Source organism: Amycolatopsis thermophila, assembly GCF_030814215.1.
Lineage (GTDB): Bacteria > Actinomycetota > Actinomycetes > Mycobacteriales > Pseudonocardiaceae > Amycolatopsis_E > Amycolatopsis_E thermophila.
Genome location: NZ_JAUSUT010000001.1, coordinates 3623000 through 3635780, shown reverse-complemented (window position 1 = coordinate 3635780; position 12781 = coordinate 3623000). Strand labels below are relative to the sequence as shown.

General features: G+C 74.3%; 10 protein-coding genes and 1 riboswitch. Of the genes, 5 read left to right on the top strand and 5 right to left on the bottom strand.

Features of this window, described 5'->3' with window-relative positions; genetic code table 11:
* Positions 1-77 precede the first annotated feature (77 nt).
* Genes cobC through FB470_RS17870 form a run of 4 tightly spaced genes read right to left on the bottom strand, consistent with a single transcriptional unit; the run spans position 78 to position 4969 of the window.
* Positions 78-1091 carry an Rv2231c family pyridoxal phosphate-dependent protein CobC gene (gene cobC, locus FB470_RS17885; protein ID WP_306992987.1) on the bottom strand — a complete coding sequence of 338 codons (1014 nt, stop codon included), beginning with the start codon at positions 1089-1091 and terminating at the stop codon, positions 78-80.
* Positions 1084-2418, bottom strand: a complete 1335-nt coding sequence (locus tag FB470_RS17880) for a cobyrinate a,c-diamide synthase (RefSeq protein WP_306992985.1) — start codon at positions 2416-2418, stop codon at positions 1084-1086. The genes cobC and FB470_RS17880 overlap by 8 nt, the downstream gene beginning before the upstream one ends.
* Entirely contained in the window at positions 2412-3026 is a 615-nt protein-coding gene (gene cobO, locus FB470_RS17875; protein ID WP_306992983.1) for a cob(I)yrinic acid a,c-diamide adenosyltransferase, read from the bottom strand. Before cobO ends, FB470_RS17880 begins: the two co-directional genes overlap by 7 nt.
* The gene (locus tag FB470_RS17870; RefSeq protein ID WP_306992981.1) at positions 3026-4969 is read right to left on the bottom strand and encodes a putative cobaltochelatase; all 1944 of its coding nucleotides are present in this window, start codon (positions 4967-4969) and stop codon (positions 3026-3028) included. Before FB470_RS17870 ends, cobO begins: the two co-directional genes overlap by 1 nt.
* Before the next feature lie 82 nt (positions 4970-5051).
* Positions 5052-5111, bottom strand: a riboswitch (cobalamin riboswitch).
* A 41-nt stretch (positions 5112-5152) separates the two neighbouring features.
* Here FB470_RS17870 and cbiE point away from each other — a divergent pair.
* Together cbiE and cobM are read left to right on the top strand one after the other, a co-directional pair.
* A complete protein-coding gene (gene cbiE / locus FB470_RS17865) occupies positions 5153-6328 on the top strand; it encodes a precorrin-6y C5,15-methyltransferase (decarboxylating) subunit CbiE (protein WP_306992979.1) in 1176 nt (391 codons plus the stop codon).
* On the top strand, positions 6325-7086 hold the full coding sequence (gene cobM, locus FB470_RS17860; RefSeq protein ID WP_306999330.1) for a precorrin-4 C(11)-methyltransferase: 762 nt from the start codon (positions 6325-6327) through the stop codon (positions 7084-7086). Before cbiE ends, cobM begins: the two co-directional genes overlap by 4 nt.
* Here cobM and FB470_RS17855 read toward each other — a convergent pair.
* Complete coding sequence (locus tag FB470_RS17855) at positions 7073-8122, bottom strand: cobalt-precorrin-5B (C(1))-methyltransferase (RefSeq protein WP_306992977.1); 1050 nt, start codon at positions 8120-8122, stop codon at positions 7073-7075. The two genes, cobM and FB470_RS17855, sit on opposite strands and share 14 nt — an antisense overlap.
* A gap of 35 nt (positions 8123-8157) precedes the next feature.
* Between FB470_RS17855 and FB470_RS17850 the strand changes: the two genes are divergently transcribed.
* The 3 genes from FB470_RS17850 to FB470_RS17840 are packed head-to-tail and all read left to right on the top strand — an operon-like array spanning position 8158 to position 12765.
* Entirely contained in the window at positions 8158-8883 is a 726-nt protein-coding gene (locus FB470_RS17850) for a cobalt-precorrin-6A reductase (RefSeq protein ID WP_370876679.1), read from the top strand.
* On the top strand, positions 8880-9542 hold the full coding sequence (gene bluB, locus FB470_RS17845) for a 5,6-dimethylbenzimidazole synthase (RefSeq protein WP_306992975.1): 663 nt from the start codon (positions 8880-8882) through the stop codon (positions 9540-9542). Before FB470_RS17850 ends, bluB begins: the two co-directional genes overlap by 4 nt.
* A 16-nt stretch (positions 9543-9558) precedes the next feature.
* Positions 9559-12765, top strand: a complete 3207-nt coding sequence (locus tag FB470_RS17840) for an arabinosyltransferase domain-containing protein (RefSeq protein WP_370876678.1) — start codon at positions 9559-9561, stop codon at positions 12763-12765.
* Positions 12766-12781: the final 16 nt, after the last annotated feature.

The following is a 12781-nucleotide window of genomic DNA, read 5'->3' as shown; positions in this document are numbered from 1 at the left end:
CCGCGTCGAGTACGCGATCTGGAGCCGGTCCGGGCCCACGCCCGCGGCGGCCGCTTTTCCCGGCCGGATCGGCATCGTCAGCGCAGACGCCGCACTGCCTCGAGGAACCCATCGGTGACCGAGGGGTCGCGGACGGCGATGCGCAGCCAGTCGCCGTCCAGGCCGGGGAACGTGTCGCCCCTTCGCACCGCGTAACCCGCGTCGCGCAGCCGGAGGCGCAAGGCTGCCGCGCCCGGGATCCGCACCAGCACGAACGGGCCGCGGGGCTGTCCCGCCACCTCGATCCCGAGGGAACGCAGCCCGTTCACCAGGTACTCGCGGTCGTGGTCCGCGCGTACCGCCAGCTTGTCCGCCTCGTCCAGCGCGGACGGCCGGCTGCACGCCACGACGGCTCGCGCGGCGAGCGTCGACACCGACCACGGCGGCTGCACGGCCTTCAGCACCGCCACGATCTCCGGCGGCGCCAGCACGTACCCCGCGCGCAGACCCGCGATGCCCCACGTCTTCGTCAGGCTCCGGACGACCACCACACCGGGGATCCGTTCTCCCGCCAGGCTTTCCGGCTCCCCGGGGACCGCGTCGAGGAACGCCTCGTCGACCACCACGATCCGGCCCGGCCGCACCAGCTCCCGCACCGCGGAAGCCGGATGCAGCACGGACGTCGGGTTCGTGGGGTTGCCGACGAACACCAGGTCCGCGTCCTCGGGCACCGGCCGCAGCACGAAACCGTCCGAAGAGGACAGGATCACCCGGCCGACGGCGTGGCCCGCGGCGCGCAGGGCCGCCTCGGGTTCGGTGAACTGCGGGTGCACGACCACCGCGCGACGGGGCCGCAACGCCGTCGCCAGCAGGGTGAACGCCTCCGCCGCCCCCGCCGTCACCAGCACGTCCGGCACGTCCCGGCCGTGCCGCGCCGCGACCGCCTCCGTCGCCGCGACCGCGGAGGGGTACGCCGCCAGGTCGTCCAGCGCGGCGGCGAGTTCCGCGTGCAACCACTCCGGCGGCGCCGGCAGCCGGACGTTGACCGCCAGGTCCACCAGCCCGTCCCCGACCTCGCGGTCGCCGTGGTGGTGCAGGTCGTAGTCAGCCATGCGCGTGCACCGCCGCCGCGAACCGGCGCGCCAGCGCGGGATGCCCGGCCCAGTGGACGTGCAGGTAGGACGCGTGCAACGTCGGCGACGCGAAGCCCTCCCCCGCGCCGTCCCAGGTCCAGGCCGCCGGCGAACCCGCGCGGGGCGTCACCTGCGTCCGGTGGAACTCGTGCCCGGTGACCTGCTGCCCGGCCACGGCCACCAGGTTCGCCCCCGGCGCGGTCGCCGTCCGGTACCCGAGCGCGCCGCGCCGGGTCATGGCCGCGGTGGCATCGAGCGCGCCGACCATCGGCAGACCGTCCAGCTCCCGGCACAGGTACAGCAACCCGGCGCACTCGGCCACCACCGGCATGCCGCGCCGGATCGCCGCCGCCAGTTCCTCCCGCAACGGCACGTTCGCCGACAGGTCCTCGACGTGCACCTCCGGGAACCCGCCCCCGAAGTACAGCCCGGCGCACCCCTCGGGCAACGCCTTGTCGTGCAACGGATCCAGGTCGACGACGTCCACCCCGGACGCCGCCAGCAGCTCGGCGGTCTCGGTGTAGCGGAAGGTGAACGCCGGGCCCGCGGCCGCCGCGACCACGCGGCGCGGTCCCGGAGACGCCCCCTCGGGCTCCCACGCCGGCGCCGTCAACGGCGGAGCCGACCGCGCCACCCGCACGACCGCGTCCAGGTCCACGCCACCGGAGACCCAGCCGGCCAGCTTCGGCAGCAGTTCCCGCGACTCGGCGTCGCGCTCGGCCGCCGGGATCAGACCGAGGTGACGGCTCGGGGCGTGGATGTCGTCGCTGCGGGTCAGCGCGCCGAGAACCGGGATCCCGGTCCGCTCCATCGCCGCGCGGATCTCCTCCTCGTGCCGCGGCGAGCCCAGCTTGTTCAGGATCACGCCCGCGATCTCCACGCCGGGCTCGTACCGCGCGAACCCGAGCACCGTCGCCGCGACGCTGCGGCTCGCCGCGCTCGCGTCCACCACGAGCACCACCGGTGCGCTCAGCAGCCGGGCGACGTGCGCGGTCGACGCGTACCCCTCGGTGCCGAGCTGCCCGTCGAACAGGCCCATCACGCCTTCGATCACCGCGAGGTCCGCCCCCGCCGCGCCGTGCCGAAGCAGCGGCGCGAGCAGCGATTCCCCCTGCAGGAACGGATCCAGGTTCCGCGGCGGCCGCCCGGTGGCCAGCGCGTGGTAGCCCGGGTCGATGAAGTCCGGCCCGACCTTGTGCCCGGACACCGTCAGCCCGCGCGCCCGCAGCGCCGCCATCAGCCCGGTCGCGATGGTCGTCTTGCCGTGTCCCGAAGCCGGGGCGGCGATGACGACGCGGGCTACCATTCGATGCCCCGCTGGCCCTTTTGCCCGGTGTCCATCGGGTGCTTGACCTTGGTCATGCGGGTCACCAGGTCGGCCGCCTCGATCAGTTCCGCCGGCGCGTTCCGGCCGGTGATCACCACGTGCTGGCGGCCCGGCCGGTCCCGCAACGCGGACACGACCTCGGCGGTGTCGATCCAGCCCCAGTGCAGCGGGTAGGTGAACTCGTCGAGCACGTAGAAGTCGTGGCGTTCCTCGGCGAGGCGGCGCTTGATCTCCGCCCAGCCCTCGCGCGCGTTGGCCGCGTGGTCGGACTCCGACCCCTGCTTGCGCGACCAGCTCCAGCCCTCGCCCATCTTGTGCCACTCGACCGGCCCGCCCTGGCCGCTGCTCTCGTGCAGGGCGCCGAGCGCGCGGAACGCGTTCTCCTCGCCCACCTTCCACTTCGCCGACTTGACGAACTGGAACACGCCGATCGACCAGCCCTGGTTCCACGCGCGCAGCGCCATCCCGAACGCGGCGGTGGACTTGCCCTTCATCTCACCGGTGTGCACGGCGAGCAGCGGACGGTTGCGGCGCTGGCGGGTGGTGAGCCCGTCGTCCGGCACCACCAGCGGTTTTCCCTGTGGCATCAGGCAGCCCTCCTGCGCACCTCGGTGGCCAGCGTGTCCGCCGCGACCTCACCGAGCGGCACGTGCTCGCCGCCCAGCCGCGCGGCCAGCTCCGCGGCGAGACCGAGCCGCATGCGCCCGGTCTCGCAGTCCATCACCACGGACGCGATGCCCGCGCCGGCCAGCATCTCGGCTGCCTGCTGCGAGCGCGCGACCGCGTCCGCGCCGCTGGTGGCGCGCCCGTCCGTCACGACGACCAGCAGCGGACGGCGGCGCGGATCGCGCACGGCCTCGACCCGCAGCACGCGCGCGGCCTCCAGCAGCCCTTCCGCGAGCGGAGTCCGCCCGCCGGTCGGCAGCGCTTCCAGCCGCGCGGCAGCGGCTTCCACGCTGATCGTCGGCGGCAGCGCCAGTTCGGCCGTACCGGCGCGGAACGTCACCAGGCCGACCTTGTCCCGCCGCTGGTAGGCGTCCAGCAGCAGGGACAGCACCGCGGCCTTCACCTCGCGCATCCGCGACTTCGCGCCCATCGAGCCGGACGCGTCGACGCAGAACAGCACGAGGTTGCCCTCGCGGCCCTCGCGCAACGCGAACCGCAGATCGCCGGGCCGCAGCACGAGCCCGGCGCCGTCGCGCCCCCGTGAGCGCTGGTGGGGTGCCGCCGCCCGCACGGTCGCGACCAGGTGCGGCCGTCCCTCGCGCGTGCCGGGCGGCCGGACGCCGATCGTGCGCCCGGCGTCGGTCACCGCGCGCGACCGCTTGCCGTGCGCGCCTTCGCCGATCCCGGCGACGCTGAACATCCTTGCCCGGTACGGCTTTCCGGCGCCGACGGACTGCTGCTCGCTCCCGCCGCCGCCCGGTTCGCCACCGGCGCCGGGCTGCTGCCCCTGCGGGGTGTCGGCGGGGGCTTCGGAGCCCGAGCCGGGCCCGTCGTCGTCCGGCGGGCCGGGGTCCTCCGGCGGCTCGGCGTCGCGCAGGGCCTGCTCCAGCTGCTCTTCGTCGATGCCGGGGGCGTCGAACGGGTTGCGGCGCCGCCGGTGCGGCAACGCCAGCCGCGCGGCGACCCGGATGTCCTCAGTGGACACTTCGGTGCGCCCGCTCCACGCGGCGTGGGCGACGGCCGTACGGGCGGTGACGATGTCCGCGCGCATCCCGTCCACTTCGAAGGCGGCGCACACCTCGGCGATCCGGCGCAACGCCTCGTCGGTCAGCGCGACCGAGGGCAGGAGCTTCTGCGCCGCGGCGATCTCGGCCGCGAGCTGGGCGTCGTCGTCGGCGTAGCGGGCGGCGAAGGAGTCGGGATCGGCCTCGTAGGCCAGGCGGCGGCGGATCACCTCGGCGCGCTGTTCCGGATCACGGCTCGCGGCGACCTCGACGGTGAGCCCGAACCGGTCGAGCAGCTGCGGCCGCAGCTCGCCCTCCTCCGGGTTCATGGTCCCGATCAGCACGAACCGCGCCGCGTGCGACACCGACACGCCCTCGCGCTCGACCGTCGCGCGGCCCATCGCCGCCGCGTCGAGCAGCGTGTCGACCAGGTGGTCGTGCAGCAGGTTGACCTCGTCGACGTAGAGCAGGCCGCGGTGCGCGGCGGCGAGCAACCCGGGCTGGAAGTCGGTGACGCCCTCGGTGAGCGCGCGTTCCAGGTTGAGCGAACCGATCACCCGGTCCTCCGCGGCGCCGACCGGCAGCTCGACGAGCCGGGCGGGGCGGCGCACGGCGGAACCGTCGTGCGGCGCGTCCGGGCAGTCCGGATCCGGGGCGGCGGGGTCACAGGAGAACCGGCAGCGCTCGACGACGTCGACCTCGGGCAGCAGGCCCGCCAGGGCGCGCACCATCGTCGACTTCGCGGTGCCCTTCTCGCCGCGCACCAGCACGCCACCGATGGCCGGGGAGATCGCCGAGAGCACCAGTCCGAGCCGGAGGTCCGGCATCCCGACGACGGCGGTGAACGGAAACGGCCTCAAGCGAACTCCTTCGCCACGCGCGGGTGTCCTCGCCCGCCTGAACAGGGCACGTGCCGGGGCACGTAACGGCCGCCGAAGCTCTGGCTCCCGGCCCGCGGGCCGGTCACAGTGGCGGGACCGCCCCGGAGTCGCACCGGGTTCCTCGCACAACCGTCCCCCGGATCATCGCATACGGTCAGCCCCGTGAGGATCGTCGTTGTGGGTGTTCCGGCCGACGGCTGGGCCGGGCTGGCCGAGTCCGCGCGCGCCGAGATCGCGGCGGCCGAGGTGCTCTTCGGTGGCCGCCGCCAGCTCGCGCTGGTGCCGGTGGACGTGCCCAAGGTGCCCTGGCCGAGCCCGCTGCTGCCCGCACTGGACGACCTGTTCGCCGAGCACGGCGGTCGCCGGATCGTCGTGCTGGCCAGCGGGGATCCGCTGCTGTCCGGGATCGGGACGACGCTGGTCCGGCGCTTGGGCGCGGACCAGGTGCGGATCGTGCCCGCGGTGTCGTCGGTCGCGCTCGCGCGGGCGCGGATGGGCTGGTCCGCGGAGGAGACCGAGGTGGTCAGCGTCGTCGGGCGCAGCGTGCACCGGGTGAGCCGGGCGCTCGCGCCGGGGGCGCGGCTGGTGGTGCTCAGCTCTGACGGGGACACCCCCGCGCAACTGGCCGCCGTACTGGCGGCCAGGGGTTTCGGCGAGAGCAAGCTCACGGTGCTGGAGCAGCTCGGGAGCCCGGCCGAACGCCGGGTGGAGGGGCGAGCGCGAGAGTGGTCACACCCGGCCGGCGACCCGTTGAACGTCGTCGCGGTCGAGTGCGCGGGGCCGTCGTTGCCGACGCTGCCCGGGCTGCCGGACGACGCCTTCGAGCACGACGGTCAGATCACCAAGCGCGACCTGCGGGCGTCCGCGCTGGCCCGGCTGGCGCCGGTGGCGGGCGAGCTGTTGTGGGACGTCGGCGCGGGAGCGGGGAGCGTCGGGATCGAGTGGTCGCGGGCGCACCCGGCGAACCGGGCGATCGCCGTCGAGCGCAGTGCCGAACGGGCGGCGCGGATCCGGCGCAACGCCGACCGCCTGGGGGTGCCCGAACTGCGGGTGGTGACGGGCGCCGCGCCCGGCGCGCTGGCAGACCTGCCCACGCCCGACGCGGTGTTCGCCGGCGGCGGCCTGGGCGCGCTGGACGTGTGCCTGGAGGCGTTGCGGTCCGGCGGGCGGCTCGTCGCGCACGCCGTGACGCTCGAATCGGAACAGGCGCTGGCGACGGCGTACCGGCGGCACGGCGGCGAGCTCGTCCGGATCGCCGTCGAGCACGCCGCCCCCCTCGGCGGGTTCACCGGCTGGACGCCGGCCCGGACCGTGACGCAATGGAGTTTCGTGAAATGACGGTGTTCTTCATCGGTGCCGGCCCCGGCGCGGCGGACCTCATCACCGTGCGCGGGCGCGACCTGCTCGCGCGCTGCGCGGTGTGCCTCTACCCGGGCAGCCTCACCCCGCCCGACCTGCTCGCCCACTGCCCCGCCGACGCGCGCAAGATCGACACCGCGGACCTGTCGCTGGACCGGATCGTCGGCGAGCTGGTCGCCGCGGACCGGGCGGGGCACGACGTCGCCCGCCTGTGCTCGGGTGACCCGTCGATCTACAGCGCGGTGGCCGAGCAGATGCGCCGGCTGGACGCGGCGGGCGTGGCCTACCAGGTGGTGCCCGGGGTGCCGGCCTTCGCGGCGGCGGCCGCGGAGCTGGGACGCGAGCTGACGGTGCCGACGGTCGGGCAGAGCCTGGTCATCACGCGCGTCCAGGCGCGCTCGACGGCCATGCCGCCCGGCGAAACGCTGGCCACCTTCGCGGCGAGCGGCACGACGCTGGCGGTGCACCTGGCGATCAACCGGATCGAGCAGGTGGTCGCCGAACTGCTCCCGCACTACGGCGCGGACTGCCCGGTGGCCGTGGTGCACCGCGCGAGCCAGCCGGGACAGCACATCCTGCGCGGCGTCCTGTCCGGTATCGCCGAGGACGTGCGGGCCGCCGGAATCGACCGCGCGGCGGTGATCTTCGTCGGGCGCGTCCTCGCGGCGGGCAACTTCCCGGACAGCTACCTGTACTCGGCGGCGCGGGACCGCTCGGCGAAACTCAGGCCCCGCTGACGCCGACCACGGTTCCCGCGCGGTCGATCACCAGCACGTCCACCGCGACCGGCGCCGGGTCCACGACCGACGCCGCGAACGACCGGGCCCGGCCGGCCACCGCGTCGCCGATCGGGAACCCCGCGGCCTGCGACAGCTGCAGCGCGTGCAGCGCCGTGTTCGCCTCCCGGATCTGTGCCGCCAGCTCACCCGGAGCCAGCGACGCGAGCAGGGCCAGATCCACCTGCGAGCGCTTCGAGTGCAGGTCCAGGTGCCCGGCCGCGAGCTTCGACATCTTCGCGAACCCGCCCGCGATCGTCAGCCGCGGCACCGGGTGGCGCTTCACGTACTTCAGCACCGCGCCCGCGAAGTCGCCCATGTCCAGCAACGCCGTCTCGGGCAGCCCGTACCGCTCGGCCACCACGCGCTCCGACGTGCTCCCGGTCGCGCCCGCCACGTGCGCGTGTCCCAGCGCCCGCGCCACGTCGACCCCGCGCCGGATGCTGTCGATCCACGCCGAGCACGAATACGGCACCACCACACCGGTCGTGCCCAGGATGGACAGCCCGCCGACGATGCCCAGCCGCGGGTTCCACGTCCGCCGCGCCAGCTCCTCGCCCTCGGGAACCGAGATCTCCACCACGACGTCACCGGCGTCGCCGAACTCGGCGGCGACCCGCTGCACCGCCTCGGTCATCAACCTCCGCGGCACCGGGTTGATCGCCGGCTCCCCCACCGGCAGCGGCAATCCGGGCAACGTCACCGTGCCGACCCCGGCGCCCGCCCGGAACGCCACCCCGCTCCCCGGCTCACCCCGGCTGACCGTCGACAGGATCAGGGCGCCGTGCGTCACGTCCGGATCGTCCCCGGCGTCCTTGATCACCCCGGCTGTGGCCGAACCGGCGTCCAGCCGCTCGGTGGCCAGCGCGAACGCGGGTCGGCGGCCCTGCGGCAGGTGCACCTCGACCGGATCGGGGAACTCGCCGGTGAGCAGCGCCGTGTACGCGGCCGTCGTGGCCGCGGTCGCACACGCTCCGGTGGTCCACCCGTACCTCATCACCAGGCAGTATGGCTGGCGTGACGCAAGTACTCGTGCTCGGAGGCACCGGCGAGGCCCGCGCGCTCGCCGCCGGGCTCGTGGCCCGCGGTGTCGCGGTCACGTCCTCGCTGGCCGGACGGGTCGCCAACCCGCGCCTGCCCGTCGGCGAGGTGCGGATCGGCGGCTTCGGCGGCCCGGACGGGCTGGCCCGCTGGCTCACCGAGCACGGCACCCTCGCCGTGGTGGACGCCACACACCCGTTCGCCGAACGCATCGGCGCCTCGGCGGCCGAAGCCGCCCGCACGACCGGCACCCCCCTGCTCCGGCTGCAACGACCCGGCTGGCGTCAGGGCCCCGGCGACGACTGGCACTGGGTCGACACCCTCGACGAGGCCGCCGCGCTCGTGGACACCCTCGGCGACCGGATCTTCCTCACCAGCGGCCGGCAGGGCCTGTCCGCCTTCGCGCGCTGCACCCGGCCGTGGTTCCTGGCCCGCTGCGTCGACCCGCCGGAGCCGCCGCTGCCACCGCGCCTGGAGGTCCTGCTCGACCGCGGCCCGTACACCGTCGAGGGGGAAACGGCGCTGCTGCGCGATCACCGCATCGACGTACTCGTCACCAAGGACAGCGGCGGGGACATGACCACCGCGAAACTCACCGCCGCCCGGCGGCGGGGCGTGCCGGTGGTCGTCGTGCGCCGCCCGCCGCGTCCGCCGGCTCACACCGTGGCCGACGTCGGCGCGGCGCTGGACTGGGTGTGGGCGATCCTGGAGCCATGAGCGAAGAGTTCTACGAGGTCCTGCGGCGACGCCGGGACGTGCGCGCGGAGTTCACCGGGGAGCCCATCGACGACGACGTCCTCGCCCGCGTGCTCGGGGCCGCGCACTCCGCGCCGAGCGTCGGCCTCACCCAGCCGTGGGATTTCGTGCTCGTGGAAAGCACCCGGACGCGCACCGCGTTCCGCGACCACGTGCTCGCCGAGCGCGAGGTGTTCGCCGCGTCGCTGTCCGAGGAACGCCGCGCGACCTTCGCGCCGATCAAGATCGAGGGCATCCTGTCGTCCTCCCTCGGCATCGTGGTGACCTACGACGAGGGCCGCGGCGCGCCGGACGTGCTGGGACGGCACGCGATCGCCGACGCGGGCCTGTACTCGGTGTGCCTGGCGATCCAGAACCTGTGGCTGGCCGCCACCGCGGAGGGGCTGGGCGTGGGCTGGGTCAGCTTCTACCGCGAGGAGTTCCTGCGCGACCTCCTCGGGATCCCGGCCGGTGTCCGGCCCGTCGCGTGGCTGTGCGTCGGACCGGTGAGCCGGTTGCAGGACATTCCGGACCTCGAACGCCACGGCTGGCGAAATCGCCGCCCGCTCGCCGCGGCGACCCACCGCGAACGTTTCCGGACACCCCCATCCCCGAGCGAGCGCGACGAAGCACCGCGATAGCGTTCTCCCAATGTGGATGGCCAGCAGGACACCTACTGTCGCGCCGGATGAGGTGACCGGCCCGGACCAGCCGGGCACGTCGGAGAGCACCTCCTCGGGCCGACCGCGCACGTTCTTGTGGCGGCTGCTCGCCGTCGTTCTGGGTCTGCTCGCGGCCGCCTGCGCGGTCGCGTTCCCGCTGCTGCCGGTCGTGCAGGACACGGCGAAGATCGTGTGGCCCGCCGGCAGCGACACCCGCTCCGTGAACGCCCCGCTGGTCGGGTACTGGGCGCAGGACCTGGAGGTCGACGTCCCGTGCGCGACCGTCCAGTCGCTCGACGCGCGCAGCGCCGGCGCCGGCCTGGTGTTCTCCACCGTGCCGCCGGCCCGCGCGGGCAACGGCGCCGGGATGCAGCTGAACGTCGAGAACGGCGTGCTCACCGCCACCAGCCGGGGCCAGCAGGTCGCGCGCCAGCCGCTGCCCGCCACCGGCTGCGACCTCCGGGTGAGTTCGACCGCGACGCACACCACCCTGTCGGTCGCCGGCACCCCGGTCTACGACTCCGGCGGTGACGTCCGGCCGCGCGTGCTGGGCATCTACACCGACATCTCGTCCTCGCGCGACCCGATCGCGGGCCTGTCCGTCGGCATCACCCCGGACACCCGCTACCAGTCCTCGCCCACCGGTCTGAAGGTCGCCGTCGGGGTGTTCGGCGTGCTGTCGCTGCTCGGCTGCCTGATCGCGGTCAACCGGCTGGACGCCGGTGCCGCGCGCCGGGCGCCGCGGTGGGCGCCGATCGGCTGGTGGAAGCTCACCAAGCGGGACGTGACCGTCTTCGGCGTGCTCGGCGCGTGGGTGTTCATCGGGCCGGTGACCTCGGACGACGGCTACATCCTCACCATGGCCAGAGTCGCCGACCAGGTCGGGTACCTGACCAACTACCACCGGTGGTTCGGCGTGGCCGAGGCGCCGTTCGGGTGGAACGACCACATCTACGAGCTGATGGCCACGGTGTCCACGGTGCCGCCGTGGATCCGGCTGCCGTCGTTCCTGCTCGGCGTGCTGAGCTGGCTGCTGATCAGCCGTGAGGTGCTGCCCCGGCTGGGCAAGGAGGTCCGGATCAGCCGGGCCGCGGGCTGGGCCGCGGCGGTGGTGTTCCTGGTGTGGTGGCTGCCGTTCAACAACGGTGTCCGCCCCGAGCCGTGGGCCGCGCTGGGTTCGCTGATCGCGCTGTGCGCGGTGGAACGGGCGCTGGTCACGCGGCGGCTGCTGCCGCTGTGCCTGGGCCTGATCGGGGCCGCGTTCGCGCTGGCCGCCACGCCGACGGCGCTGATCGCGGTGGCGCCGTTCCTGGTCGCCGCGCGGCCGCTGTTCCACCTGCTGCGCAGCCGCGCCCGCGAGTCGGGGTGGCTGACGGTGCTGGCGCCGATCGCCGCGGCCGGGTTCATCGTGCTGATCGTCGTGTTCGCCGACCAGACCTTCGCCACGGTCATGGAGGCGACCCGCCTGCGCGGCCTGGTCGGCCCGAACAAGTCGTGGTACGAGGAGCTGTCCCGCTACGAGCTGCTGTTCGAGAACAGCGCCGACGGCGCGCTGACCCGCCGGTTCCCGGTGCTGCTGCTGATCCTGTGCACCGGCACCTGCCTGGTGGTGCTGCTGCGCCGCGGCCGCATCCAGGGCGCCGCGCTCGGCCCCTCGCGACGGCTGATCGGCACGGTGGCGCTGTTCTTCCTGCTGCTGGCCCTGACCCCGACGAAGTGGACGCACCACTTCGGCGCGTTCGCCGGTGTGGGCGCGGCGATGGCGGCGTTGACCGCTCTGGCGACGAGTTCGACGGTGCTGCGCTCGCGGCGCAACCGCGCGGCGTTCACCGCCGGTCTGCTGGTGGTGGCCGCGCTGGCGGCGACGGGCCCGAACGCGTACTGGTTCGTGTCCAGCCTCGGTGTGCCGTGGTGGGACAAGGCCCCGTCGATCAAGGGCTACCACCTGTCCACGGCGCTGCTGATCGCCGCGCTGGTGGCGGCCGTGTTCGCGTTCGTGGAGAACGTGCGGGCTCAGCGGCCGGGCGCGCCGCCGCCGGTGCAGGAGCGGCGTGGCCGCGGGCTGCGGCTGGGCGCCGTGTCGCTGGTCGTGGTGTGCGGCGCGGTCGTGGTGTTCGAGGTCGCCAGCATGGCGAAGTCGATCCAGAAGCAGATGTCGACGGGCAGCTACAGCCTCGCCGCGGCGAACGTGCAGCACCTGTTCGGGTCGAGCTGCAACCTGTCCGACCACGTGATGGTGGAGCAGGATCCGGTGTCGAGCATGCTCAAACCGGTGTCCGCGGTCACGGTTCCGTCGGCGACGCAGCCGGAGAACCCGGCGCTGCCGCTGCCCGCGGACGAGGGCAACGAGAAGACGTCGAGCGGGTTCCACACCGACAGCGCCGGCGACAGCGACCCGCTGAACTCGCCGCCGCACGGGTTCACCACCGCCACGGTGCCGATGTGGAGCAGCTACCACGAGGGCTCGGCGACCGGACGGCTGCGCACGGACTGGTACGGGCTGCCCGACCAGCACGCGGGTGCGCAGGTGACGATCGCCGCCGCCGCGCCGCCGGGCAAGGCGACGAGCGTGGCGCTGGAGTTCGGCCGCGACACCCCCGCGGGGGTCGAGGTGGTCAAGTCGACGACCGTGCTGGCCCCGAACGTGGGCACCGGGGCGTCCGCGGACGAGACGAAGTGGGCCGACGAGCGCGTCGACATCGGCAACCTGCCCGCGGACGTGAACCGGGTGCGCGTGGTGGTCAAGGACGACGACATCACGGCCGACGGCTGGGTCGCGGTGAGCGCCCCCCGCGTGCCGACGTTCACCACGCTGACCCAGCGGGTCGGCAGCGCGCCGGTCTACATGGACTGGCCCGCGGCGTTCGTCTACCCGTGCATGAACCCGGTCGCCTCGCACGACGGCATCTCGCAGATCCCGGCGTACCGGATCACCGCGGGTGACCTCGCGGCGGAGGCCGGGGTGGCGGACAACATCGGCGGCGGGCCGAACGGGTGGATCGAAGAGCTGGCCGCCCAGCCCGAGGTGCCGAGCTACCTGGAGGGCGACCAATCCGGTAGGTCCTGGGGACGGCTGCTGCAGATCGAGCCCTACAGCGACGGGGTGGCGCCGCAGGTGGAGCACGGAACCGAAACGATGTGGGGCTGGCAAAGCCCCGGCCCCGGTCCCCAGCAACCGAACGGCTCCACTCCGACCCGCTGAGTGAAAACCCCCGCCA